The 25,925-nt window shown below is 63.2% G+C and carries 25 protein-coding genes; 4 read left to right on the plus strand and 21 right to left on the minus strand.

The window, feature by feature from the left end:
• Positions 1–184: 184 nt before the first annotated feature.
• The 6 genes from QD208_RS14595 to QD208_RS14620 all read right to left on the minus strand — a co-directional run bounded on the left by QD208_RS14595 (position 185) and on the right by QD208_RS14620 (position 6,130).
• Positions 185–1,468, minus strand: coding sequence for a TRAP transporter large permease (locus QD208_RS14595; protein WP_024952532.1), 1,284 nt, complete (start codon positions 1,466–1,468; stop codon positions 185–187).
• Entirely contained in the window at positions 1,465–2,094 is a 630-nt protein-coding gene (locus QD208_RS14600; RefSeq protein WP_279837268.1) for a TRAP transporter small permease subunit, read from the minus strand. The genes QD208_RS14595 and QD208_RS14600 overlap by 4 nt, the downstream gene beginning before the upstream one ends.
• Before the next feature lie 3 nt (positions 2,095–2,097).
• Entirely contained in the window at positions 2,098–3,072 is a 975-nt protein-coding gene (locus tag QD208_RS14605) for a TRAP transporter substrate-binding protein (RefSeq protein WP_248377459.1), read from the minus strand.
• A 444-nt stretch (positions 3,073–3,516) separates the two neighbouring features.
• The gene (gene folE2 / locus QD208_RS14610) at positions 3,517–4,416 is read right to left on the minus strand and encodes a GTP cyclohydrolase FolE2 (RefSeq protein ID WP_279837269.1); all 900 of its coding nucleotides are present in this window, start codon (positions 4,414–4,416) and stop codon (positions 3,517–3,519) included.
• A gap of 169 nt (positions 4,417–4,585) precedes the next feature.
• Positions 4,586–5,014, minus strand: coding sequence for a DUF4440 domain-containing protein (locus QD208_RS14615; RefSeq protein ID WP_192837770.1), 429 nt, complete (start codon positions 5,012–5,014; stop codon positions 4,586–4,588).
• A gap of 81 nt (positions 5,015–5,095) precedes the next feature.
• Complete coding sequence (locus QD208_RS14620; RefSeq protein ID WP_279837271.1) at positions 5,096–6,130, minus strand: zinc ABC transporter substrate-binding protein; 1,035 nt, start codon at positions 6,128–6,130, stop codon at positions 5,096–5,098.
• Between the two features lie 126 nt (positions 6,131–6,256).
• On the opposite strand from QD208_RS14620, the gene QD208_RS14625 reads away from it, so the two are divergent.
• Both QD208_RS14625 and QD208_RS14630 read left to right on the plus strand, forming a co-directional pair.
• Positions 6,257–7,153 (plus strand): metal ABC transporter ATP-binding protein, encoded by an 897-nt coding sequence (locus QD208_RS14625; protein WP_347882007.1) that lies wholly within the window; start codon positions 6,257–6,259, stop codon positions 7,151–7,153.
• Positions 7,154–7,182: 29 nt separating this feature from the next.
• A complete protein-coding gene (locus QD208_RS14630) occupies positions 7,183–8,007 on the plus strand; it encodes an iron chelate uptake ABC transporter family permease subunit (protein ID WP_279837272.1) in 825 nt (274 codons plus the stop codon).
• 45 nt (positions 8,008–8,052) lie between these two features.
• On the opposite strand, the gene QD208_RS14635 is transcribed toward QD208_RS14630, so the two are convergent.
• Complete coding sequence (locus tag QD208_RS14635; RefSeq protein WP_279837273.1) at positions 8,053–8,538, minus strand: MarR family transcriptional regulator; 486 nt, start codon at positions 8,536–8,538, stop codon at positions 8,053–8,055.
• Positions 8,539–8,671: 133 nt separating this feature from the next.
• On the opposite strand from QD208_RS14635, the gene QD208_RS14640 reads away from it, so the two are divergent.
• Positions 8,672–9,541, plus strand: coding sequence for an EamA family transporter (locus tag QD208_RS14640; protein ID WP_279837324.1), 870 nt, complete (start codon positions 8,672–8,674; stop codon positions 9,539–9,541).
• A 178-nt stretch (positions 9,542–9,719) separates the two neighbouring features.
• On the opposite strand, the gene zigA is transcribed toward QD208_RS14640, so the two are convergent.
• The 14 genes from zigA to urtA all read right to left on the minus strand — a co-directional run bounded on the left by zigA (position 9,720) and on the right by urtA (position 23,494).
• A complete protein-coding gene (gene zigA / locus QD208_RS14645; RefSeq protein ID WP_279837274.1) occupies positions 9,720–10,952 on the minus strand; it encodes a zinc metallochaperone GTPase ZigA in 1,233 nt (410 codons plus the stop codon).
• A gap of 349 nt (positions 10,953–11,301) precedes the next feature.
• Positions 11,302–11,886 (minus strand): HupE/UreJ family protein, encoded by a 585-nt coding sequence (locus tag QD208_RS14650; RefSeq protein ID WP_279837275.1) that lies wholly within the window; start codon positions 11,884–11,886, stop codon positions 11,302–11,304.
• 103 nt (positions 11,887–11,989) lie between these two features.
• Entirely contained in the window at positions 11,990–12,628 is a 639-nt protein-coding gene (gene ureG / locus QD208_RS14655; RefSeq protein ID WP_175089557.1) for an urease accessory protein UreG, read from the minus strand.
• 81 nt (positions 12,629–12,709) lie between these two features.
• Positions 12,710–13,411, minus strand: a complete 702-nt coding sequence (locus QD208_RS14660) for an urease accessory UreF family protein (RefSeq protein WP_279837276.1) — start codon at positions 13,409–13,411, stop codon at positions 12,710–12,712.
• Complete coding sequence (locus QD208_RS14665; protein WP_279837277.1) at positions 13,401–14,096, minus strand: urease accessory protein UreE; 696 nt, start codon at positions 14,094–14,096, stop codon at positions 13,401–13,403. The genes QD208_RS14660 and QD208_RS14665 overlap by 11 nt, the downstream gene beginning before the upstream one ends.
• Before the next feature lie 61 nt (positions 14,097–14,157).
• Positions 14,158–15,861, minus strand: coding sequence for an urease subunit alpha (gene ureC, locus QD208_RS14670; protein WP_279837279.1), 1,704 nt, complete (start codon positions 15,859–15,861; stop codon positions 14,158–14,160).
• A gap of 144 nt (positions 15,862–16,005) precedes the next feature.
• Positions 16,006–16,335: an urease subunit beta gene (locus tag QD208_RS14675; RefSeq protein WP_107336426.1), complete on the minus strand. Its 330-nt coding sequence runs from the start codon at positions 16,333–16,335 to the stop codon at positions 16,006–16,008.
• Positions 16,336–16,346: 11 nt separating this feature from the next.
• Positions 16,347–16,649, minus strand: a complete 303-nt coding sequence (gene ureA, locus QD208_RS14680; protein WP_024952521.1) for an urease subunit gamma — start codon at positions 16,647–16,649, stop codon at positions 16,347–16,349.
• A 41-nt stretch (positions 16,650–16,690) separates the two neighbouring features.
• Positions 16,691–17,614: an urease accessory protein UreD gene (locus QD208_RS14685; RefSeq protein WP_279837281.1), complete on the minus strand. Its 924-nt coding sequence runs from the start codon at positions 17,612–17,614 to the stop codon at positions 16,691–16,693.
• An 11-nt stretch (positions 17,615–17,625) separates the two neighbouring features.
• Positions 17,626–18,375: an urea ABC transporter ATP-binding subunit UrtE gene (urtE, locus tag QD208_RS14690; RefSeq protein WP_216060482.1), complete on the minus strand. Its 750-nt coding sequence runs from the start codon at positions 18,373–18,375 to the stop codon at positions 17,626–17,628.
• Positions 18,376–18,422: 47 nt separating this feature from the next.
• Complete coding sequence (gene urtD, locus QD208_RS14695) at positions 18,423–19,250, minus strand: urea ABC transporter ATP-binding protein UrtD (RefSeq protein ID WP_175089551.1); 828 nt, start codon at positions 19,248–19,250, stop codon at positions 18,423–18,425.
• A complete protein-coding gene (urtC, locus tag QD208_RS14700) occupies positions 19,247–20,428 on the minus strand; it encodes an urea ABC transporter permease subunit UrtC (protein ID WP_279837282.1) in 1,182 nt (393 codons plus the stop codon). Before urtC ends, urtD begins: the two co-directional genes overlap by 4 nt.
• Before the next feature lie 3 nt (positions 20,429–20,431).
• Complete coding sequence (gene urtB / locus QD208_RS14705) at positions 20,432–22,084, minus strand: urea ABC transporter permease subunit UrtB (protein WP_279837283.1); 1,653 nt, start codon at positions 22,082–22,084, stop codon at positions 20,432–20,434.
• A 135-nt stretch (positions 22,085–22,219) separates the two neighbouring features.
• Entirely contained in the window at positions 22,220–23,494 is a 1,275-nt protein-coding gene (gene urtA / locus QD208_RS14710; protein ID WP_035160076.1) for an urea ABC transporter substrate-binding protein, read from the minus strand.
• Positions 23,495–24,049: 555 nt separating this feature from the next.
• Between urtA and QD208_RS14715 the strand changes: the two genes are divergently transcribed.
• Complete coding sequence (locus QD208_RS14715) at positions 24,050–25,471, plus strand: PLP-dependent aminotransferase family protein (protein ID WP_279837284.1); 1,422 nt, start codon at positions 24,050–24,052, stop codon at positions 25,469–25,471.
• Positions 25,472–25,925 lie beyond the last annotated feature (454 nt).

Genomic DNA, 25,925 nt, shown 5'->3' on the forward strand with positions numbered 1-25,925 from the left:
CTCGCCTATTTCACTCGCCTATTTCACTCGCCTATTTCACTCGCCTATTTCACTCGCCTATTTCACTCATCTAATTCAGACATGCCAAGGCCGCCTCAAAGGGCGGCCTTGGCGTGTCTGGTGAGCAGTCTCCATCACTGCCCTCTCAACCTTATCTCTCAGCCATAGCGCTCAACCATAGCTATCAACCATAGAAGTGCTCGACAAGACTCATGGGAATCGCTGGCACGTAGGTGACCAGCATCAGCACCAGGAAGAGCACGAAGATCATCGGCAGATTGACCTTGGTGGTTTCCCACATGTCCGTCTTGGCGATGGAGCATGAGGTGGCCAGTACCGAGGCCACTGGCGGCGTCTGCTGACCGATGGCCAGATTGAGAGTCAGGATCAGGCCGAAGTGGATGGGGTCGATGCCGATCTGCTGGATCAACGGCATCACGATCGGTACCACCAGAATGATGGCAGCGGCACCATGCAGGAACATGCCAAGCAGGAGCAGCAGGATGTTGAGCAACGCCAGCACTGCCACCGGGTCCGTGGTGATCGCGGTGATCTCCTGGGCCAGCTGTTGCGGCAGCTGCATCTCGGTGAGGAAGAGCCCCAGCACCGCGGATGTGGCGACCAGCAGCATCACGACGGAAGTCTGGATCACGCCATCGATCACCGCGCGATACAGCACCTGCAGGTTCAGCTCACGATAGACCAGCCCCCCGATGACCAGTGCCGCCAGCACGGCGATGCCCGCGCCTTCGGTGGCGGTCACGAAGCCGCCGAAGATGCCGCCCAGAATGATGACCGGCAGCGTCAGGGCCCAGAAGGCCTCGCGGAACGCCTTGCCGAGTGTCGACAGCGAGAAGGCAGCCTCGCGCGGCATGTCGTACTTGCGGGCGTAGTAGTAGCAGAGCATCGCCAGCCCCAGACCACCCAGAATCCCCGGGATGATGCCGGCGACGAACAGCTTGACGATGGACGTGTCCGCGATGGCTCCGTAGAGAATCATCGACAGCGACGGCGGAATGATGATGGCAAGCGATGCCGAAGACGACGTGATCGCCGCCGAGAACTGCGGCGTGTACTTGCGCTTCTTCATCTCGGGAATCAGCACCGAACCCGTCGCGGCCACATCGGCCACCGCAGAGCCGGAAATTTCGGCGAAGAACAGCGATACCCCGACATTGACCATGGCCAGGCCACCGCGCACGAATCCGACCATGGCCGTGACGAGGTTGATCAGTCGCATGGAGATGCCCGAGGTATTCATCAGCGCGCCGGCCAGAATGAACAGCGGAATCGCGATCAGCGGGAACTTGGTGGCGCCATTGAAGAGAGTCAGCGGCACGTTCACCAGCGCATCCACGCCCATGAAGATCACCACTCCGACGACCCCGACGGTGCCGATGGCGACCGCAATGGGCACGTTGATCAACACCAGTGCGAACAGCGCCGCGATAATGATCAGTAGCGTCATGAACGGTGCTCCTTGAGGTCTTGCTCGGCCAGACGGATGGCTTCCGCGATCTCTTCCTCTTCACTGTTGACGCCTGCACACATCTTGCGCCAGGCATGAGGCAGACTCAGCAGTTCACACAGGATGAAGAGCGCCGCACTGATCGGAATCACCGACTGGGTGACGTCCAGACCGATGGCCGGCAAGGCGATGAGGGAGTCCCAGGCCAGCACGTCCAGCACCTGGTAACCGAACCAGCCCACCACAGCAAAGAATCCGATCACGATTAGCTCAGAGGTAATGAACAGCGTACTGCGCAGTGCGATGGGCGCCTTGGTGATCAGGCCCGGGAAGCCCATGTGGGAACGCTTCAGAGCCGCCAGACCAGCGCCATAGAAGCTGAGCCAGGCCAGATTGATCGAGGCGACTTCGTCATACCAGGGCAAGGAGCCACCGAAGGTACGCAAGGCCACCGCCGCCAGCACGATTACCGTCAGCGAGAGCAGCAACCCGACGGTGAACACTTCCAGGCAGCGCTCCACCACCTGGTTGACTCTGTCCAGCAGGGTCACATCAGTCGTAGCCGTCAGTCCTTCCCCACTCTCGGTGGGGAAGGTTGCCTTGGCCGCATGGGAATGCGAGCTCATGACTTACTCCTTGGCCAGTGCCATGGCCCGGTCGACCATCGCCTGGCCACCGTCGACCTTGTCGGAGAACGCCTGATAGACCGGCGCACTCGCGGTGACGAAGGCATCCCGATCCACCTCATTGACGGCCATGCCGCCCGCCTTGAGGCTTGCCAGCAGCTTGTCATCCAGTTCTGCGCCCTTGGCGAAGGCCCAGCTCTGGGTCTCGGCGGACACCTCGGCAATCGCGGCCTTCACGTCCTCGGGCATCTTGCCCCAGCCGGCCTGACTGCTGGTCAGCCAGATGGGCGAATAGACATGATTGGAGAGTGACAGGTACTTCTGGACCTCCTGGAACTTGGCGCCATCGATGTTGGACAGCGGGTTCTCCTGGCCATCGACCACCCCGGTCTGGAGTGCCACGAAGACTTCCGAGAAGGCCATCGGTGTCGGATTGGCGCCCCACGCCGTGAACATGCCGGTACGCCATTCACTCTGCGGGGTGCGCAGCTTCAGGCCGTCCAGGTCTTCCGGCTCCACCACGGGATGTTCATTGTTGGTGATCTGGCGGAAGCCGTTCTCCCAGGTGGAGACCAGCTTGAGGCCCTTGGCCTTGGCATCCTCGGCCAGGTCGGTCATCACGATCTCGTCATCGATGCGCTTGAGATGCTCGCGATCCTTGACCATGAACGGCATGTCAAACAGTGCAAAGCTTGGCGAGACGGATGACATCACCGAGGAAATCGCGGCCAGATCGACCGTGCCGAGGCGCAGCTTCTGGATCAGCTGGCGCTCATCGCCCAGCTGACCGCTGTGGTAGTACTCGACCTGATGCTCATCCCCGAGTCGAGCCTGCAGACTATCGGCGAAATGTTGCGCAGTCTGGCCCTGCAGACTGTTGGGGCTTCCGCCGATGGCAAACACGATCTTCTCGGCATGCGCAGTGGTGGTACCCAAGGCGGCGGCTAACAGCGTGGCGGCAAGCATGGCTCGCTTCATTGTCGAATCCCTTTGATTGTTCTGTTGTGGGGTATGGACGTATCGGGTCTGGCTTGCCGCTTGATCGCTCCGGACCTGAGTCTGTGTTGGCGAGACTGACTCACGTGCGTCACGTTCAAATTCCACTCCCTCAAGTGGACTGCAAACCATACCAGATGAAGCAAAACTTAGTCGTCCACTGCCGCATCGGTCAATCACACCACCGCAGAAATAGACCTTTGTCTAGCGAAATACGCAACAATCCTCCTCTCACCATCCCATCTGGACTGGATGGCAAACCACATACCGACATCATCCGTCTGCTATCGTCAGCCGCGGTGTCTGGAGTTTTTCAGCCCTGCAAAACCAAAAACCCCGCCGATTTCCTCGACGGGGCGTGCATGCAGATCAAAGACACCAACGTCTCGAAAAAGGGCATAACGGGCGAATGAGGCTGGGCATCACTCAGTCACGGCGACCCCAGGCCACGGCGTCGTGGGGATGAAGGCTTTCGATATGCCGCACGTGGACATGTGCCTCGCCGTCTGAGATCGCCAGGCCATTGATCAACCTGCGTGCGGCGTCTTCGACGAACATCAGGTTCTGGCCATTGAGCGCCGCGAAGGCTTGCTCATCGGCGCGTTTCACGGCCGTCTGGACCGGCGTGGCCACGGCCTGCTCGATGGCATTAATCAGCGCAATCAACCCCAGATCCTGCGCCGTGGGCTTCAGCTCGACCTGGACCTGCGCCTCGCTACGCTGGCTGTGGGGCGTGGCCAGGGTGGCGTTATGGGTGAGCCACTCGGCGACCTGCGCAGGCGTCAGCGTGGTGTCATTGCGATGAGCCGCCAGGAAGGCCTGCTCGATCAGCTGGCGCGACAGGGCCGCCGAGCACGGACAGGTGGAGGAATAGCCCACCGTGACACTGGCCTGCAGCGTGAACCTGCCCTCGTGCAGACTGGCCTCCAGCGTGACGGGGTAGGACTTCCAGCCTGAGAGCTTAGGCGTGACTAGCGCCGGACGCTTCACCAGCAGCGCGAATTCCAGCCTGACGCGCGCATTGCGAGAGGCGCAGTCGTGATGGCTTGCCACCATCGCGGCGAGCACCTCCTGCAGGTTGCCCGGAGTCAGTGGCTTACCCTCTGCCAGCCCATCCAGCAGGCGATAAAGGCGCGACATGTGAATGCCCTTGGTGTGCGGCATCGGCAGGTCGACCTGCGCATCCACTCGGGCATGCAATTCACGGCGATAATCGCCCTCCTCGATGAGTACAGGCAGATCGATCCCCTGCATGCCCACCCATTCCAGGGGGCTCAAGGAGCGCGAGCGCTCGGTCAGGGAAACGTCGGGGAGTATTGCGGTCATTCGTCAGATATCCAAAGCGGCCCTCGTCGGTGACCGCCTCCCTCACGATGCAAGAAGGCGGCACTGAACCAGCCGAAGTGTGGGGAGTGTAGCGAGAGGCAAAGAACAGAACGCTGCAAAAACAGAGTCCGAAGGAATAGAGCGCGGACGGCTCGTCGTCAGCGCAGGATCATCCCGCCAGTCGCGAGGAATGATGGCCGGTGATCTTCCACTCGCCGAGAATCTCCTCGAAGGTGAACAGAAAACGGGCCGCAATCGTGACCGTCTCGTCAGCGGCGCGATACTCGAAGGTGTAGTGCCCTCCGATCACGACGGTACCCAGCTTGCGACTGACTCGGGGTGAGTACTCCCCCAACTCGCAGGCCAGCGCTTCATTGGCGAGAAAGCCATCGAAGTAGGCCTGTCGTTGCTGGCGATTTTCACGCACATCATCGGCGACCGTCGGCACCAGAATCGCGTCCTCTGCATACAGCGAGAGAAGTGTCTCCTTCTCCCCGCGCGTGACGGCGATCGCCCAGCGCTCCAGCGTGCGCGTCGCGGCATTGATGCAGAACTCTGCATCACGCTCACTCAGCGGTGGCGATGTCGGATGGGGCATGCGGTGGCTCTCCCTTGAGGATGAGGCTCTTGAGAAAAGACGGGGGCCGACAGCGCCCCCCGTCGTCGTGTCACGGGGCGATCAGGCGTCGGCGCAACGCAGGATGCCCTGCCCCAGGCGCTCGATCAGCTGCGGATACAGCGTCTCGCCCAGCGGCAGCCCGACACCCAGCGGCTCGAAGACGATGGAGGTCTTGACGCCGGTGCCCTCGAAGACGCTCTCGATCAACGCCGGGTTGTACTGTGGCTCTCGGAAGACGCACTGGATGTCGTCCTGCTTCACGCGCGCCTGGATCTCCTTGACGCGGGCCGGGCTGGGGGTGGAGGCATCGCCCAGCGAGATGGCACCAGACGCCGGCACATCGAAGCGGTGCTCGAAGTACTGATAGGCATCATGGAAGACGATGTAGCGAGTGCCCTGCACCTGAGCCAGACGCGCTGACAGTGACTCGGTCAGCGCCTCAAGCTCCTGCTGCCCCGCTCGGGCATTGCTGCGATAGGTCGCCGCGTGCTCCGGGTCCTGTGCTGCCAGTGACTCCGCAATGGCGCCCAGCCAGGTGTGAGCATTCACCGGGTCCAGCCAGCCATGGGGATTCTCGCCGTCGTGACCATGCTCGTCGTGATGCTCATCGTCATCCGCATGGGCTTCGTGATCGCCATCGTGATGCTCGTCGTGGCCACCATGCTTGTCGTGCTCTTCGCCCTGCGCTTCGCCATGGGCGGAAGACGCTTCATCAGCGTGATGATGTGCCTCGAAGGTGGGGCCCGAGCGATAGGTCAGGTGCAGGGTGCCCGGCACCTCCATCAGCTCGACGGCATCGGCATCCGCGGCCAGCGACGCACGCGCCTTGGCAAGCCAGGGGGTCAGCTCATCACTGACGAAAAACACCACATCCGCATCGGACAGTGCTCTGGCCTCGGAAGGTCGCATGGAATAGCCATGCGGTGAGGCGCCTGACTGGATGACCAGATCGGGGCTGCCCAGCTCCCCCATGACACGTGCCACCAGTGAGTGCACCGGGGGGATGTCCACCGCGACCGATGGCACCTCGGCCACTGCCAAGGCAGGTGCCAGCATCAAGGGCAGAGAGAGGGAAGGCAGTAACCGATGGCGCATGGCGGTTCTCCAATAGAAGCGAAATCACGGAAGGAAGATCGAAGGCTGCAATGGCCACCCTCAATATGTTATAACATAACATTAATGGTCACTGACCCGTCAACTCTTCAGCGCCAAGAGGTCCCCATGTCGCTGTTATCGATCAAGAATCTGTGTGTCGCGCTCGGCAGGCATCGCATCCTCGATGCGATAGACCTCGAGGTTGAGCGCGGCGAAATCGTCACCCTGGTAGGCCCCAATGGCTCAGGCAAGTCCACGTTGCTGCGCAGCATCATCGGGGCGGTGTCCCCGACGAGCGGGCAGATACATCGTCAGCAAGGCTGCAGAATCGGCTACGTGCCCCAGCGCCTGAGCCTGGACCCGACACTGCCGATGACGGTGGTGCGTTTCCTGAATCTGCCCCATCGCCATTCGCGCGCGGCGGTGGCACATGCCCTGGCGCAGGCCGGCATCCCCGGTGTCGAGCAACAGCAGATCGCCGATCTTTCGGGGGGACAGTTCCAGCGTATTCTGCTGGCCCGTGCCCTGATGGATTCGCCCGATATATTGCTGCTCGATGAGGCGACCCAGGGGCTGGATCACCGTGGCATCGCGGATTTCTACCGTCAGATCGACCGTGTCCGCCACACCCTCGGCTGCGGGGTACTGATGGTCAGTCACGAGCTGCATGTGGTGATGCGCGCCTCCGATCGTGTCGTCTGCCTGCATGGCCACGTCTGCTGTCAGGGCACGCCTGAGCGTGTCATGGCCTCACCGGCCTACCAGGATCTGTTCGGGCTCGATACCGCTGATGCCCTGGCCTTCTATCGCCATGAGCATTCTTCTGCTCACTCCCACGATCACTCTCCTGCTCGCTCTCACGACCACTCTGACTCTCACACTCACGCGCCCGCTGACGCTGCGCCCACCTGTCGGCCCGCGTCCAGACCCGCGCCTGCAGCCAAGCCTGTACTCAAGCAGACAACGCAGCGTCGGGAGCCAGCGCTCCAGCTCATCGCACCGACCGCAGAGGGGTGTCACTGATGTTTGAGGGACTGATACTGGATGACTTCATGCTCCGCGCCGCCCTGGCCGGGATATTCGTGGCGCTTGCGGCAGCGCCGCTGGGCTGTTTCGTCGTCTGGCGACGCATGGCCTATTTCGGCGACGCCACGGCCCATGCCGCGATCCTCGGCGTGGCGCTGTCGCTCTTGATGTCCACCTCGATTCTGGCCGGCGTGCTCGTCGTCTCGCTGATCATGGCGACCCTGGTCACGCTGCTCAGCGGACGCGGCTACGCCATGGACACCCTGCTTGGCGTGATGGCGCACTCCGCACTCGCCTTCGGCCTGGTGGCCGTCTCCTTCCTGCCCGGCGTACGCATTGACCTTATGGCCTATCTGTTCGGCGATATTCTGGCGGTCAGCAAGACGGATCTTTTGATCATCGCCGCAGGTGGCGTGCTGGTCATCGGCCTCATCTACTGGCGCTGGTCAGCGCTGCTCACCGCCACCCTGAATGAGGACCTGGCGCGTGCCAGCGGCATCAACCCGCGACGCGAGCAGTTGGTGCTGACACTGTCGCTGGCCGTGGTGGTCGCGGTTGCATTGAAGGTGGTCGGTGCGCTGTTGATCACCGCGCTGCTGATCATCCCGGCGGCCACGGCGCGCCGCTTCTGTCACACCCCGGAGCTGATGGCGATCGCCGCCGCCCTCATCGGCGGAGTCTCCACCACCGGCGGACTGCAGGCGGCCTACTGGCTGGATACCCCCACCGGCCCCACCATCGTGTGCCTGGCCACCCTGCTGTTTGCCCTGAGCAGTGCAGCGGCACGCATCTCACGCCTTGTCTCATGCCTTGTCTCACAGACCAGCAGCGAAGCGTCTGCTCGAGGGTGAGCTGGTGCATGCCCATACAGAGGCCCGATGGGTGCTGCACGATAGCTAGCGTTGTTCATCAGTCATCAGCTTGCGCAGCAGACAGGCAAGCTGATGTTGTTCATCGCTGTCCAGCGCACTCGCCATCCGTTGCTGATTCTCGACATGCGCTTCCAGAGTGGTGTCGATCAGACGACGCCCTGCTTCCGTCAGCGCGACACGATTGCTGCGCCGATCCTCATCACTGGCCTGGCGCTGCAACAACCCTCGCTTCACCAGCTGATCTATCCGCGTGCTCATGGCACCGGAAGAGAGCATCAACGTCTGATACAGCTGAGTCGGGGTCAATGGCGCCTGCGAACGTCGCAGCGTCGCCAGGATGTCGAACTCGACAGTCGACAGGCCCTCCTTCTCGAATACCTGCTCCATCCTCGAGCCAAACACGCGACCTGCCCGACTGATACGCCCGAATATGCCCATCGGCCGACAATCCAGATCGGGGCGAGCCTTCTCCCACTGCGCAAGAATGCGATCCACGGCATCCGTCATCATGAAACCTCCCAGTTATCTTTCCAAAAAGATACTTTGATGGCGGCGGTTTTGCGAGTATTCTCAAGATTATCTTTTCAAAAAGATACTTAAAGGAGAGACAAATATGCCATCTTCACGCCTGAAGGTTCTCGCCATGACCGCCACGGCCCCGATCATATGGGGGAGTACTTACCTGGTGACACAGACCCTTCTCCCTGCCGACACCCCATTCACCGCAGCCACCATTCGCGCCCTGCCCGCGGGAATGCTGATTCTGCTCTGGACTCGACAGACCTTGCCGGGAGGGTGGTGGGTGAAGGCCATGGTGCTGGGCACTCTCAATATCGGACTCTTCTTTACCTGCCTGTTTGCCGCTGCCTACCGCATCCCCGGCAGCATGGCCGCCTTGCTGCTGGCAAGTCAGTCAGTGTGGGTTCTACTGCTGAGCCGCTGGTGGCTGGGGACAGGCTTCAGCATGGCAGCCGCAATGCAGTGTGGACTGGGCATGGTCGGAGTGGTGCTGCTGCTCAATCCCGGCCAAGGTGGACTGGACATGACAGGGGTCGGGATCGCGCTGCTCGGTGCTGTCTCGATGGCCGCCGGCATCGTACTCAGCAAGCGCTGGCAACGTCCGCCCGACGTCAGTCAATTGAGCCTGACGGGCTGGCAATTGATCTTCGGTGGACTGTTGTTGCTGCCCCTGGCCGCCTGGTCGGAAGGCATACCGACCAATCTCGAGCTGCAACAGCTGCTGGGCTATGGCTACCTGATCCTGCCGGGTGGAGTGCTCGGCTATGGCCTCTGGTTTGCCGGCATCCAGCGACTGCCCGCATTTTCCGCATCACTGCTGGGTATCTTCAGCCCGCTGACGGCAACGGTGCTGGGCTTTGTGTGGATGGGCGAGTCATTCGGGGCCCTTCAATGGCTTGGCACTTTCAGCATCGCTTCTGCCCTGACACTCCCCCTCTGGGTATCGCTCAAGCGACGTAACGCTCAGCCAAGCCGTCATGAGTTGACTCGATGACCCACCGGGGGAAACCCGACGTGCATGGGCAGCCGGCCTTGAACGGGAAGGCCATCCCTGCAAGGAACGTAGAGCAGGGGCATCGAGCAATGAACTTAGAAACAGAACACCCCACTGATCGCGGATCAGTGGGGTGTCTTGGCGAGTATCAGCAGATCAGGGACTCACGCGCCGTCGTTCATTCCCAGGCGGGGAACGGGTCCGGCAGGTCACGCCAGGCTTCCTTGCCCGCCAGCAGCGTGGCGTCATCGAGCAGACAGTCGTCCAGCGCCTGGCGGATACGGGCTTCATCCAGGTTCTGACCGATGAATACCAGCTCCTGGCGCATGTCGCCGAACGGCTCCTGCCACTTTTCCCGGATCGACTCCAGATACTCGGGGTCTTCTGGCCATTCGACCTCCGGGACCGCCTTCCAGAACATGCCCCCGAACCCGTAGTGCGCGATGCCGCCGGCCTGGCTCCACTGTCCGGCAAACTGCGGTAGCGTGGCCAGCCAGAAGAAGCCCTTGGAGCGCAGCAGCTTGCCGCCGAACCAGTCTCCGTGGAGCAGCTGGTGGAATTTCTCGGGATGGAACGGCACACGCGCATGGTAGGAGAAACTCGAGATGCCATATTCCTCGGTCTCCGGCACGTGCTCGCCGCGCATCTCCTTCAGCCAGCCCGGTGCCTGTTGCGCGCGATCGAAACTGAAGCGGCCAGTGTCCAGCACCTTGGAAAGCGGCACGGCGCCCTTCGTCATGGGCAGAATCTCGGCCTCCGGGTTGAGCGAGCGCAGCACCGCGCTCAGCTCATCCAGCTGCGAGGCATCGAGCAGATCCGTCTTGCTGATCAACAGCACATCACAGAATTCGATCTGATCAACGAGCAGATCCGCGACATTGCGCTCATCGTCTTCGCCGAGGCTTTCCCCGGCTTCCGCCAGTGACTGCGCCTCGCGATACTGGGTCAGGAAGTTGGCGCCATCCACGACGGTGACCATGGTGTCGAGACGCGCGACACTGGAGAGGCACTGGCCGTCCTCGTCCTCGAAGGTGAAGGTTTCCGCCACCGGCAGCGGCTCGGAAATGCCGGTGGATTCGATCACCAGGCAATCGAAGCGCCCTTCCTCGGCCAGTCGCCGTACCTCGATGAGCAGGTCTTCACGCAGCGTGCAGCAGATGCAGCCATTGCTCATCTCGACCAGCTGCTCCTCGGCACGATTGAGCGTCACCTCGTTGTCCGTACCGGGCGCGCCACGCACCAGGGCAGAATCGATGTTGACCTCGCTCATGTCATTGACGATCACCGCCACCCGACGCCCTTCGCGGTTGGCAAGGATGTGATTGAGCAGCGTCGTCTTGCCGGCGCCCAGAAAGCCGGACAGCACGGTGACTGGCAGGGGTTGCGACAGGGGCACTTGTGGGGAATTCATCAGGCGGTACCTCGATAGGATAGGGTCTTGGCCACGTCTCTTGCGCGTGAAGGCATCTTTGCCGGCGCAGGGCCTGGATCAGGGCCTGGGGCAGGGTCAGGTAAGTGCCTGGACGTGGGGACCTCTGGATTCTCAATCATCAAACACGCCAAATGATACGTTATAACATAATCTATCGTCAGCCATTTTTTGCCAGTGCCGCCCAGCGCGTGAGATCCCCCAAGCGATCATCAGAACGGCGAGAGCGCGCAGCAAGCAGAAACACACACGCCCCGCTGGCAAGCCAGCGGGGCGTGAAGTGGTGTAATCAGCGGTACTTTTTAGCCGCGAGCGAAATCTCAGGTGACGATCAGACCGCCATCATCACGGCAGAGGCCATCACCGCTCCGCCCACCAGACGGGAAGCGATGGCGGGTACCCCCATCAGGCGCCGGCCGATTGCACGGCCCAGCAACGCCAAGGCCAGCGTCGCGACCACGAAGCCCGCCATGTAGCCCAAGGCGCTGCCTGCTGCCGGCATTTCCAGCGCATGGGCGAAGCCGTGGCAGGCCATGAAGCCGGCGACCATCACGGCACCGGACAGGGTCGGCAGACGCAGCAGCAGCGCCACCAGCGCACCGGAGGCCAGCACCGAGAGCAGAATGCCCTGCTCGGCGATCAGCGCATGCAGCGCCTGGCCACCGCTGAGCAGCGCGATGCCCGCCCCCGCCAGCATGCCGACGACCATCAACAGCGGCGTGGCAAGCGTCAAGGCCCGCGACTGACGCGCACTCCAGATGCCGATGGCCAGCATGGCCAGCAGGTGGTCCAGCCCGGTAAAGGGATGCGACAGGCCCGCCATCAGCCCCTGGGCATCATGGCCGGGGTGGGCGGAGGCCGAGGTCGCCACCAACAGCAGCGAGGTGGCAAGCAGTGCGGAGTGAGAACGCTTCATGTGTCATTCCTGAACAAGATGATGATGAATCCCCCGACACCCGTGGTGAGACGAATGCCGGGAGACAATGAATCCTAGGCCAGCGGCAGAAAACGCTGCGCGGTCAGGCCTGTGCCGCCAGCTTTTGCGGGCGACGCTCCGGCAGCATGCCGCGATCCAGAATGAAGGCGATGATCTCTTCCAGCCCGACACCGTCATACAGGTTGGCGAACACGAAGGGCCGTTCGCCGCGCATCTTGCGCGAATCGCGGTCCATCACCTCGAGCGAGGCATGCACCTGCTCGGCGATGTCGATCTTGTTGATGATCAGAAGGTCCGACTTGGTGATGCCCGGCCCGCCCTTGCGCGGAATCTTGTCGCCTGCCGAGACATCGATCACATAGAGGGTAAGATCGGAAAGCTCCGGGCTGAAGGTCGCGGACAGGTTGTCGCCGCCGGATTCCACCAGCACCAGCTCCATGTCCGGATGGCGGGCCTGCAGATCATCGATGGCCGCCAGATTCATCGAGGCATCCTCGCGAATCGCGGTATGCGGGCAGCCACCGGTCTCGACCCCGAGGATGCGGTCCGCATCCAGCGCTTCATGGCGCAGCAGGAAATCGGCATCTTCGCGGGTGTAGATGTCATTGGTGACCACCCCGATGTCGTAATGATCGCGCAGGGCCAGACACAGCTGGCGCAGCAGCGCCGTCTTGCCGGAGCCCACCGGCCCACCCACTCCTACGCGTAGACAATGCTTCATGGCAGCTTCCTTTCTCGTGAGATATCAGACGTTCATGTCGGTCGGTTCAGGCGTCGCCGCCTCAAGACAGGCGGCCTTGGCTCAACTCCTGAACAGACGGGAATATTGGGTTTCGTGCTGGGCGGAGGCGAGCGCCAGCCCCGGCAATATCGGGCCAAGCTCACCATCCAAACGCTCAAGCGCCTGTGAGACGATTTCCACCACACGGGGTCGCAGCTGCTCGGTCAGGCGTTGGGCGGCTGTGTGTCCCAGCGGCATGGCCTTGCAGGCCACCGCCAGCTGATTCTCGAGCCAGGCCCAGGCGAAGCCGATCAAGGTCTGGCGCGGTGGCACCCCACGCTGATGCGCCACCCAGGCAAACACCGTGACGTAGCCGGGTGACTGCGGCATCAGCGCGCTTGGCGGTTCGAGCTCGAGACTTCTGAGCAGGCGCAGCAGCGCCGCCCCGAGACGCGCGTCCTCATCGCTGAGTTCGGCGGTTTCACGGGTGGCCTTGAGCCAGCCATCCCACTCGTCGAGCACCGCTGCATCTCCCTCGGCCCACGCCTGCTGCAGGCGCACCAACAATGGCAGCTCGCAACGGCCAAGCCCGTCTTCCAGCACGCCGTCGATCCACTCGCCAAGCTCCTGCTCCTGAGTGACCCAGCCAAGCTCGAAGGCACTCTCCAGCCCCTGGGACCAGGCAAAGGCGCCGATGGGCAAGGCCGGGCTCACCAGCTGCAACAGCCCCAACAGCGCCAGATCCTCCTGCGCCGGCAGGCCCGCCATGGCATCAGTGCTCATGCGTGTGCTCATGGGCGTGGCTGTGAGGATGACCGCGGCTGTGAGAATGACCGCGGCTGTGCTCACGGTCATGATCATGGGCATGGTCGTGAGCATGTGAGTGGCCGTGTGAATGACCGTGAGAATGAGCATGCCCCTGCCCCTGTCCCGCCTGGGCATAGGCGCCCGGCTCAGGATCAAAGGGCGCCTCGTGATGGATGAGGGTCGCACCCAGGCGCTCGGCCAGCTCTTCCAGCACGTGATCCGGCGGGAAGCGCACCCAGCCGGTTGCGCTCTCTGCTTCACCCTTTGCTTCGGCCTTTCCTTCGCCCTTTCCTTCACTACCGCCAGCGTCAGGCGTCTGCATGCCGATGGCGAGCTGCACATGGCGATTGCCCAGGTGATAGCAGAGCGCGGCCAGGGGGCGCCCGGCGGCGATGTGGGCAGTCACTACCGGCTCATCCGCGGCGCGGATGCGGATCACCTCACCCTCGCGCGAGGCCAGCCGATCACCGTCACGCAGTACCGGACCGCGATCCAGAAACAGGCCGACCTCGCGCCCGCCGTCGGTGGTGGCACGCAGACGACCGCGGATGCGCAGCTCCAGCGGCAGGGTCAGGGTGTCGAGGGGCTCGGCATCGGTGTGAGCGCTCTCTGGGTCGCCTGATCCACTGGCGTCTGGCAGGCGATGTATCAGTTCCATCATGGCGTCAATCTCGAATAGGGAGTCAGAACAGGCACTTGAAACAGGCCCTCAGAACAGGCCTTCAGAACAGGTGATAGCGCTGGGCCAGCGGCAGCTCGCTGGCGGGCTCACAGGTCAGCAGCTCACCGTCGGCGAAGACTTCGTAGGTCTCGGGGTCAACCTTGAGTTCCGGGCAGGCGTCATTGAGTTTCATGTCGCACTTGCGCACCTGACGCACGTCGCGACAGGCGGACAGCGGGCTGTCGAGCCCGAGCGCCTCCCCGACACCGGCCGTGAGCGCCGCCTGGGAGACGAAGGTCAGGCGCGTGGCGCTAGCCGCCTTGCCGAAGGCACCGAACATCGGGCGGTAATGCACCGGTTGCGGTGTAGGAATCGAGGCATTCGGGTCGCCCATGGGTGCGGCGGCGATCATGCCGCCCTTGAGGATGCAGGCCGGTTTGACACCGAAGAACGCCGGCGACCACAGCACCAGGTCCGCCAGCTTGCCAACCTCGATGGAGCCGACCTCATGGGCGATACCGTGGGTGATAGCCGAGTTGATGGTGTACTTGGCGATATAGCGACGCGCGCGGAAGTTGTCGGTGCCGCGCTCGCTGTCCTCTGCCAGCAGGCCGCGCTGTTCGCGCATCTTGTGCGCCGTCTGCCAGGTACGGCAGATCACCTCACCCACACGGCCCATCGCCTGGGAATCCGAGGACATCATCGAGATGACACCCAAATCGTGCAGGATGTCCTCGGCGGCGATGGTCTCGCGGCGAATGCGCGAATCGGCGAAGGCGACGTCCTCGGGGATGCTCGGGTCCAGGTGGTGGCAGACCATCAGCATGTCGAGATGCTCGTCCACCGTGTTGACGGTGTAGGGACGCGTCGGATTGGTGGAGGACGGCAGCACGTTGGGCCGCGAGCAGGCGGTGATGATGTCCGGGGCATGGCCGCCACCGGCGCCTTCGGTGTGGAAGGTGTGGATGCAGCGGTCCTTGAAGGCCGCCAGGGTGTCCTCGACGAAGCCCGACTCGTTCAGGGTGTCGGTATGGATCGCCACCTGCACGTCATAGGCATCGGCGACGGTCAGACAGTTGTCGATGGAGGCCGGCGACGTTCCCCAGTCCTCATGCAGCTTGAGGCCGATCACGCCGGCCTCGATCTGCTGCTCCAGTCCCTGTGGCAGCGAGGCATTGCCCTTGCCGAGAAAGCCGATGTTCATCGGCAGGCTGTCCACCGCCTGCAGCATCTTGCCGATATGCCACGGCCCCGGCGTACAGGTGGTGGCATTGGTGCCGGTGGCCGGCCCGGTGCCGCCGCCGAGCATGGTGGTGATGCCGCTCATCAGCGCCTCCTCCACCTGCTGGGGGCAGATGAAGTGGATGTGCGGGTCGACACCACCGGCGGTCAGTATCTTGCCCTCACCGGCGATGATCTCGGTGCCCGGGCCGATCACGATATCCACATCGGGCTGGGTGTCGGGGTTGCCCGCCTTGCCGATGGCCGCGATGCGCCCGGCCTTGAGACCGACATCCGCCTTGACGATGCCCCACCAGTCCAGAATCAGCGCATTGGTGATCACGGTATCCATCACGCTGTCGTCGGCGCGCTGACTCTGGCCCATGCCATCGCGGATCACCTTGCCACCGCCGAACTTCACTTCTTCCCCGTAATGGGTGAAATCCTTCTCCACCTCGATCCACAGCGCCGTATCGCCCAGACGCACGCGGTCACCGGTGGTCGGGCCGTACATGTCGGCATAGGCCTGTCGCGTTATCTTCATGGGTTGCCTCCTGATCCCTGAGCTACAGCTTCCAAGCCAACGCTTCTGAGCTGCAGTTGCTGAACTGCCGATGCCAAGTGTGCTCCGAGCCGAATGCCTGTCAGCGCCATTGCCTGGCGCATTGAGGTCAAGAGCGTCGCTCGCTCAGCGCTCGACACTGCCGTCATCCTTGAGTTGCCCCATCACCTCGCCACGGAAGCCATAGATATGACGACTGCCGGCGAAAGGGATCAGCGTGACGTCACGCGTCTGCCCCGGTTCGAAGCGAATCGCCGTGCCGGCGGCGATGTCCAGGCGCTGCCCGAGGGCGGCCTCGCGATCAAACACCAGCGCCGGGTTGGCCTCGGCAAAGTGATAGTGCGAGCCGATCTGGATCGGTCGGTCGCCGGTATTGCCGACCGAGAGCGTGGTGCGCAGGCGGTCTTCGCAGAGAGAGATCTCGCCGTCCGCCACCAGATATTCACCGGGAATCATGATTGCTCGCCTCACACGATGGGGTTGTGAACGGTCACCAGCTTGGTGCCGTCCGGGAAGGTCGCCTCGACCTGCACCTCGGGAATCATCTCGGCGATGCCTTCCATCACGTCGTCACGGGTCAGCACCTCCGCGCCGCGCCCCATCAGCTCGGCCACGCTCAAGCCTTCGCGTGCGCCCTCCAGAATCTCGGCGCTGATCAAGGCGATGGATTCCGGGTAGTTGAGCTTGAGGCCCTTGGCCTTGCGGCGTTCCGCCAGCAGCGCTGCGGTGAACAGCAACAGCTTGTCCTTGTCTCTTGGCGTCAGTTCCATGTCGTGGCTCTTGTGGTTGTCATTCAGTGGGGCTTTCGAGATCAGGTCAGCCAGATACGTGGCACCTGTGCCTCAAGCCCCGTCATCAGGGGGCGCAGGAGCTGCCATGCCTGCTGGCACAGCGCCCAGGCCTCGTTGCGTTCCTGGCCCAGATAGCGCAGCAGCAACACGCCTTCGCGGCGGGTCACCGCCCAGCGCGGGGAGGCAGGTAGCGCTTCACGCAGGGCCTCGATGGCCGCCGCTTCATCCTCGAGCCCGACCGCCCACAGCGTGGCCTGCACACTGCAACCGCCCTGCCCCCAGCGCCCGGTGAAGCGCGGATGCAGCGGGTCCAGCGACTGGCGCTCGATCCACACTGGCTTGCCGTCGCGGGTCAGGCGAAAGCGTTGTTCGAGATGGCCGCTGACGAAGGGCAGCTCACCGACCGGGCGCCCCAGTGCCAGCACTTCCCAGCCCAGACAGCGCGCAGAGCCGGCAAGCTCGAGGGTGGTGGTCTGCTCACCGCGCGAGCCATTGAAGGCCAGCGTTTCCTGAGGCAGCCATTCCAGGGTGGCCCCGTCGGCGACCTTGAGATGGGTATGCTGGCCCCAGGCCACACCGTTGCGGTCGGCCTTGTAGAGCTTGGCCGCCGCCGGTGTGGTCAACAGCACATGCGCGCCCTCCTCCACCTCGGCCTCGATCTGCAGCGCATCGCCGCTGACCAGCCCACCGGGGGGATGCAGCAGATAGACGTGGCAGCAGCCGTGGCGGCCCTCGGGATAGAACGGCCGCTGCACGCGCAGCGGGCCATGATGGCGTCTGCGCGTCAGGCGGGTGATGGCGCGCCCGCCATCACTGGTGTCGCGCGCATCAGCCTCGAACCGCAGCGCCAGCGAGGCCTGCCACTGGCGCTGGTCATCGAAGCGGTGGCCGGAGGCATTGGCCTCACTGCGCGCGGCATCCGTCGCGCCATCAACGGGAATCACGCACCGGATCGTCATACGGTCAGGTGCTGCTTGATCAGTTCATCGGACAGCGCCGCGATCTCGCCTTCGGCCACCCGCCGGCCGCGATCCATGATCACGAAGCGGTCGGCGTACTTGCGCGCGAAGGGCAGCTTCTGCTCGACCAGCAGCACCGTCAGGCCGTCTTCCTTGATCAGGCGACGGATGACCTCACCGATCTGGGCGACGATATTGGGCTGGATGCCCTCACCGGGCTCATCGAGAATCAGCAGGCGCGGTTCGATCACCAGCGCGCGGCCGATGGCGAGCTGTTGCTGCTGGCCGCCTGAGAGGTCGCCCCCGCGCCGGTGACGCATCTCCTTGAGCACGGGAAACAGCTCATAGATGCGCTCGGGAATCTGGCGCAGGCCATCGCGACGCACGGCAAGCCCGGTGCGCAGATTCTCTTCCACCGTCATCATCGGGAAGATCTGCCGCCCCTGGGGGACGTAGCCGACCCCCAGGCGGGCGCGTTCCTCGAGCTTGCGCCGCGTCAGATCAAGCGGCTCATTGCTGCTGGCATCGCGACCGGAATCGCTGCCACTGGCATCGCCATCGGCGCGGTACAGGAGCTTGCCGTCACGGACGCTCTCCTCGCCCATGATGCATTTCATCAGCGTGGTCTTGCCGACGCCGTTGCGGCCCATCACGCAGGTGCATTGCCCAACGGGAATCTCCAGCGTCAGGTCCCACAGCGTGTGGCTTTCCCCGTAGAACTGGTTGAGCGTGTCGATGGTCAGCAGCGGCGACTCGCCGCCCGGCATCGGTGCCTTGGTGTTCAGCGCTTGCGTCATCCGTCACTCTCTCCCAGGTAGACCTCGACGACTTTCGGGTCGCTCGATACCGCATCCATGCTGCCTTCCGCCAATACCGCGCCCTGATGCAACACCGTGACCTTGCGCGCGATGGAGCGCACGAAGCCCATGTCGTGCTCGACCACCACCACCGACTGGCGCCCCGCCAGACTGGTCAGCAGCTCCGCGGTACGCTCCATCTCCTGCTCGGTCATGCCGGCCACCGGTTCATCGACCAGCAGCAGCCGCGGCTTCTGCATCAGCAGCATGCCGATCTCCAGCCACTGCTTCTGGCCGTGAGACAGGATGCCCGCCTCGCGCGCATGCCACTCCTTGAGGTGAATCGTCTCGAGCACCTCCTCGATCCTGGCGCGGGTCTCACCGCTCATGCGCGCGGCCAGCGTCGGAAAGATGCGCTTGTCGGTGGCCATGGCCAGCTCGAGATTCTCGAACACGCTGAGCGCCTCGAAGACGGTGGGCTTCTGGAACTTGCGCCCGATGCCCAGGGTGGCGATCTCGGGCTCACTCATGCGCAGCAGATCGTGACGGCTGCCGAACCATACCGAGCCACTGTCGGGGCGCGTCTTGCCGGTGATGATGTCCATCATCGTGGTCTTGCCCGCGCCGTTGGGGCCGATGATGCAGCGCAGCTCGCCATCGTCGATGGTCAGGTTGAGGTCATTGATCGCCTTGAAGCCATCGAAGCTGACACTGACATCCTCCAGATAGAGGATCGGCCCGTGGGTCACGTCCACCGGCGAGATGCGCGGGGTCAGGAAGTCGAACACGCGGTCACGCGTGGCCATCTCTTTCAACAGGCTCATGCGGTGGCCTCCTCGATGGGACGGGAACCGGATGCCGATTCGGATGGCGGTTCGGTCTTGGCCGCCGGAAACTGCGAGCGCCTGCCCCAACCACGCTGAGCGAACAGGCCAGCGATGCCCTTGGGCAACAGCACGGTGACCAGCACGAACAGGCCGCCGAGGGCGAACAGCCAGGCATCCGGCATGATGCCGGTGAACACCGTCTTGGCGTAGTTGACGATCAGCGCGCCCAACACGGCGCCGTAGAGCGTCGCGCGGCCACCGAGCGCCACCCACACCACCACTTCGATGGAGAACAGCGGCGAGAACTCGCCGGGATTGATGATGCCGACCTGCGGCACGTACAGCGCCCCGGCTACCCCGGCCAGCATCGCCGAGACCACGAAGATGAACAGCTGCACACGTTCGACGCGGTAACCCAGAAAGCGCGTGCGGGCCTCGGCGTCGCGACAGGCGATGCTCAAACGCCCCAGCTTGGAGCCGACGATGCCACGACACAGCAGATAGCCGAGCCCCAGCGCCACGCCACTGGCGATGAACAGCGCGATGCGCACCGCATCCGTGCGCAGATCGAAGCCGAGAATGTCCTTGAAGTCGGTCAGGCCGTTGTTGCCACCGAAGCCCATCTCGTTGCGGAAGAACGCCAGCATCAAGGCGAAGGTCAGCGCCTGGGTGATGATCGAGAGATAGACGCCGGTGACGCGGGAGCGGAAGGCGAGGAAGCCGAACACCAGCGCCAGCAGCCCCGGCGCCAGCAGCACCATCAGGAAGGCGAAGCCGGGCATGTCGAAGCCCTGCCAGAACCACGGCAGCTCCTGCCAGTTGAGGAAGACCATGAAGTCCGGCAATTCCGGATTGCCATAGACGCCGCGGTCACCGATCTCGCGCATCAGGTACATGCCCATGGCGTAACCGCCCAGCGCGAAGAAGGCGCCGTGACCCAGGCTGAGAATGCCCAGGTAGCCCCAGACGAGATCCACCGCGACCGCCAGCAGCGCATAGCACAGGTACTTGCCCAGCAGGGTGACGGTGAAGGTGCTGACATGCAGCGGATGCCCCTCGGGCAGCAGCACATGCAGCAGCGTGATCGCGAGCACTGACAGCGTCAGCACTGCGAGGAAGATCTGGGTGGAGCGCTCCGTGAAGGGGCGCGCCAGCCAGGAACGTGAATCAGGCATGGATCAACCCTCCGCGGCGCGGCCCTTCTGCGGGAAGAGTCCCCGCGGGCGCTTTTGAATGAACAGGATGATGAAGACCAGCACCACGATCTTGGCGAGAACCGCGCCCGCCCAGGGCTCGAGGAACTGATTGAGCAGCCCCAGCGACATGCCGGCCACCAGCGTGCCCCACAGATTGCCGACCCCGCCGAACACCACGACCATGAAGGAATCGATGATGTAGTTCTGGCCCAGGTTCGGCCCGACGTTGGTGATCTGGGAGAGCGCGACACCGGCCAGGCCGGCCACACCGGAGCCCAGCGCGAAGGTCATGATGTCGACGCGGGTCGCCTTGATGCCCATCGAGCGCGCCATGGCACGGTTCTGGGTCACCGCCCGCACCTCGAGGCCGAGACGGGTGCGGCGCATGATCAGCATCAGACCGGCGAACACGAACAGTGCGAAGCCGATGATGTAGAGGCGATTGAGCGTCAGTGACAGCGCCTCGTTGATCATCAGCGAACCACTCATCCACTCCGGCGTGACCACGATGCGATTCAAGGGCGAGATGGTGGTACGCACCAGCTGCTGCAGGATCAGACTGATGCCGAAGGTGGCCAGCAAGGTCTCCAGCGGGCGCCCCTTGAGGTGCTGGATGACGCTGCGCTCGATGATGACGCCCACCGCCGCCGCGACCAGAAAGCCCGCCGGAATCGACAGCAGCAGCGCCAGCCCCGGCTGCCCCGGCAATAGCTGCTGCATGCCCCAGGTGGTGTAGGCGCCCAGCATGATCAGTTCGCCATGCGCCATGTTGATCACGCCCATGACACCGAAGGTGATGGCAAGCCCGATGGCGGCCAGCACCAGTACCGAGCCCAGCGAGAGGCCGAAGTAGAGCGTCTCGAGCCCGCTGTTGAGCTGAAGCTTCTGCTCGATACCGGCCAGCGCCACCTTGGCGGCCTGGGCCAGCTGCGGATCATCACTCGCCGCGGCGCCATTGATGGCGGCGATCGCGGCGGCGTTCAGGCTGCCGGAGAGCGTCTCCAGCGCCGCAGGGTCGCCAGTGGCTTCCAGCTGCTGGATGGCGAGCGCTTCCTTCAGAGTGGCGCGGATAGTGTCATCGCCTTCCTGCTCGATCAGGCTCGGCAACCGCTCGGCCATGGCCTCGTCGACGCTGCCGCGCAGGCCGCGCGCCGCCGCGAGTCTGACCTCGGCATCCGGGGAAGACAGGTCGATCATCGAGAGCACGCCATCGATATGCCCACGCAGCGAGTTGTTGCTGCGCAGTGTCTTGAGGTCGCGGCGCGAGACCTTGCCCGCCGATTCTCCCGACAGGGCGTCGGAAACGGCCCATTCGCGGCCGCGATTGTTGTCGATGATCAAGAAGCGCTCGGCGTCCTTGAGACGTGCCAGCTTGCTGGCGGAAAAGGCTTCCAGCCAGCCACGTGCACGTGCATCGCCGCTCATGGCGATCTCATCGATCACGGCCGGCTTGGCCGGGTTGCGTGCCTCGGCAAGCCGGGTCAACAGGGATTGGGCAGCGCCATCGGACAGGCGCGCAGACTGTCCAGTCGCGGACTCGGACTGGGCAGCGGCAAACAGGGGGAATGACAGCAGACAGACCAGCAGCATCCACTGCCAGCACCAGCGGTACATAGTTGCAACGGAGATAGACATCAAGAAGGCCATCCATGGTGAACGCACAAAGGCGTCATCAATCTCCGAGGGCATCGCGGCCTCGGAGACTGACACTCAACGAGGCGGCATGCAGGCTCACCTGTACGCCGCCTCGCTCTCAGAACGTGCTACGCATCATTGCGTCGCAACGCTCTGTTGAGCCCCACAGGAATGGGTCACGACATTGTAGTTGCCGCATTCCATCGGCTTGCGCCAGTCACTGATCAGGTCCTTGGAACCTTCCAGATAGTCCGACCAGGCATCGCCTGCCACGGTGGACGGGGTCTGCCAGACGACGGAGAACTGGCCGTTGTCCTGGATCTCGCCGATCAGCACCGGCTTGGTGATGTGATGATTGGGCATCATGGTGGCGTAGCCGCCGGTCAGGTTGGGCACCGAGACACCGATGATGGCATCCTTGACCGCATCGACCTCGACACTGCCGGCCTTGCGAGCGGCTTCCATCCACATGTTGAAGCCGATGTAGTGGGCTTCCATCGGGTCGTTGGTGACCGCATCTTCCTTGCCGGTGTAATCGATCCACTCATCGATGAAGTCGTAGTTGGTGTCGCTGTCCACGCTCATGAAGTAGTTCCAGGCGGCCAGGTGGCCGACCAGCGGCGCGGTATCGATGCCCGAGAGTTCCTGCTCGCCCACCGAGAAGGCCACCACCGGGATGTCCTCGGCATTGATGCCCTGGTTGGCCAGCTCACGATAGAACGGCACGTTGGCATCGCCATTGATAGTGGACACCACGGCCGTCTTCTTGCCGGCACTGCCGAAGGACTTGATGTCCGAGACGATGGACTGCCAGTTGGAATGGCCGAAGGGGGTGTAATTGACCATCACATCCGCGTCCGCCACGCCCTTCGACTTGAGGTAGGCGGCCAGGATCTTGTTGGTGGTACGCGGATAGACATAATCCGTGCCCGCCAGCACCCAGCGCTCCACGCCCACGTCGTTCATCAGATAATCCACTGCCGGAATCGCCTGCTGATTGGGCGCCGCTCCGGTGTAGAAGACGTTCTCCGAGGACTCCTCGCCCTCATACTGCACCGGATAGAACAGCAGGCCGTTGAGCTCCTCGACCACCGGCAGCACCGACTTGCGCGAGACGGACGTCCAGTTACCGAAGATCACGTCGACCTTGTCCTGCGCCAGCAGCTCACGCGCCTTCTCGGCGAACAGCGGCCAGTTGGAAGCCGGGTCGACCACGACAGGCTCCAGCTTGCGTCCCAGCAGCCCGCCCTGCTCGTTCTGCTTCTCGATCAGCATCAACATGGTGTCTTTCAGTGTCGATTCACTGATCGCCATAGTGCCGGACAGTGAATGCAGGATGCCGACCTTGATCGGCCCCTCTTCTGCCTGGGCGACATTGGCCAGCGAGAAACCGACACAGGCGGATAGCATTGCGGCAGCGATTTTCTTGTTCACGACATTCCCTCGTGTCTTGTTGTACTTGTTGTCCCGGCTGAGGTAGTGCAATCGATGTGCCAGACGCACACTGACGCCGCCGGCCAACGGCCAGACAAGAAAGCGACAGCGGTGAGATAGAAGAGAGACAGGGAGAGAGACGGGCACAAAGACAGGGAGAAAGACTGGGCAAAAACAGTGGAAAGACCGAGAAAGGATGAAGAGAAACGCGAGACATGATGAGAGCACAGCGACACTGCTCAAGCGCAGCACTGCACCAGGATGATGCGCCCATCACCGGCCCTCGCCTTGCCTTGCACCAGATAGGTGAGAAGAGCGCTGGGCGTGGCTCTGTGCGTGGCGCAGGGCGTGGCGCTCGCCCCTATAGAGCCTCCCATCAGGCCGAACGATACCGATGGAGGCTAGTGTGATTGGTGCATCCTTACGACGCCCCATACATCACGGACTATCGACATTGCGGTATCCTTGCCCTCTCTCTTGCTCTCTCTTGCCCTCTCCCTTTCACTCTTCCAGCCCGTCAGGAAAGCCCCCATGAAGCGTTATGAACGCTTTGCCGCCGAGATATCCAACCTGATTCGTACCGGCATTCTCGCACCAGGTGAGCGCGTGCCGTCGGTGCGTCAGGCCAGCAAGGCGCATGGCATCAGCCCCTCTACCGTCTTCCAGGCGTATTACCTGCTGGAGAATCAGGGCCTGATCAGTGCGCGGCCGCGCTCGGGGTATTTCGTGCGTGACAATGCCTCGCGGATACTCGATGAGCCGCATGTCGCCCTGCAGCAGCAAGCCCCTTCCGATGTCGCCGTCAGTGAACTGGTGTTCTCGGTGCTGGGCTCACTGCGCGACAACGACACCGTCCCCTTCGGCTCTGCCTTCCCGAGCCCGGAGCTCTTCCCCCTCGCGCGGCTTGCGACCAGCATGACGCGCGGGCTGCGCCAGCTGTCATCGCATGCCGTGATCTCCGACATGACCACTGGCCATCCTGACCTGTGCCGGCAGATCGCTCAGCGCTACATGGTCAACGGCATGCAGCTGCCGACGGAGGAGCTGGTGATCACCAATGGCGCCATGGAGGCGCTCAATCTCGGCCTGCAATGTGTCACCCAGCCTGGGGACCTTGTCGCCATCGAGGCGCCGGCCTTCTATGCCACGCTTCAGGTGCTTGAGCGGCTCAAGCTGCGCGCGGTGGAAATTCCGGTACACCCGCGCGACGGGATTGATCTCGAAGTGCTCGAGAATCGTCTGGAGACGCTGCCCATCAAGGCCTGCTGGTTCATGAGCCATCTGCAGAATCCACTGGGGGCCAGCCTGAGCGATGCGCGCAAGGCCCAACTGTATGCGCTGCTCTGCCGTCATCAGCTGCCGATGCTGGAGGATGATGTCTACGCGGAACTGTATTTCGATCAACGTGCCGAGGTGTCGCCCCCGCAACCCGTCAAGGCGCTGGATGTCGAGGGTCTGGTGATGCACTGCGGGTCGTTCTCCAAGTGCCTGGCGCCGGGCTATCGGGTGGGCTGGATATCCGCGGGGCGTCATACCCGGGAGATTTCGCGCCTCAAGCTGATGACGACCATCTCGCCATCGCTGCCTGCCCAGGTGGCCCTGGCCGACTACCTCCAGAACGGCGGCTACGACCGCCACCTGCGCAAGCTACGCCTGGCCCTCGAAACCCAGCAGACGGCCATGCTGGCAGCCATTGATCGCTACTTCCCCGCAGACACCCGCGTCACCCATCCCCACGGGGGCTATTTCCTGTGGTGCGAGCTTCCCGAGCACATCGACTCGCTGGCCCTGTTTCAGCAGGCGCTGGCCCACGGCATCAGTCTGGCACCGGGGCCCATCTTCTCGGCCACCCAGGGCTTCAAGCATTGCATTCGCTTGAGCTACGGCCACCCGTGGGACGCGGCGTCAGAGCGCGCCATGCAGACATTGGGTGAATTGCTCAAGGCAGCCTGAAACGCGGACCGCTCAGGCTGCATACGAGATGCGAGGTACGATGAGCGACTTGAGTATGTGCGCGCACGAGTGTGCACGAGTGCGCGCAAATGCCGCAGCCCTTGCGGCCACCTTGCCACACAGTCTTCACGCGTTATCCGCTGCAGTGAATGAAGCCTTTTGCGACGCATGTCACTCGCTCGCCAGCCCCTTGCCACACATGGATGTCGCACCTTGTTGCGCACCTTGATTGCATGCCCTGATGCCGCACGCGTGCCCCTTAAGGAAGCGCCAGAGCCCGCCATGGCGGGGCCTGCCGCCAAGGGTGATACGACAAGCAGCTGATCCCGTCATGGTGCTGACGTGAATCAGAGTGCGCCCTCCTGCCCGGCTCGCCTTGCTGGCTGCTCTCCATACCACCTGGCTGGCCGGTTGACTGGCTCACGGGCAGTTAACGACTTACCAAGATTCAGCT

The sequence above is a fragment of the Cobetia sp. 29-18-1 genome (genome assembly GCF_029846405.1).
Lineage (GTDB): Bacteria > Pseudomonadota > Gammaproteobacteria > Pseudomonadales > Halomonadaceae > Cobetia > Cobetia amphilecti.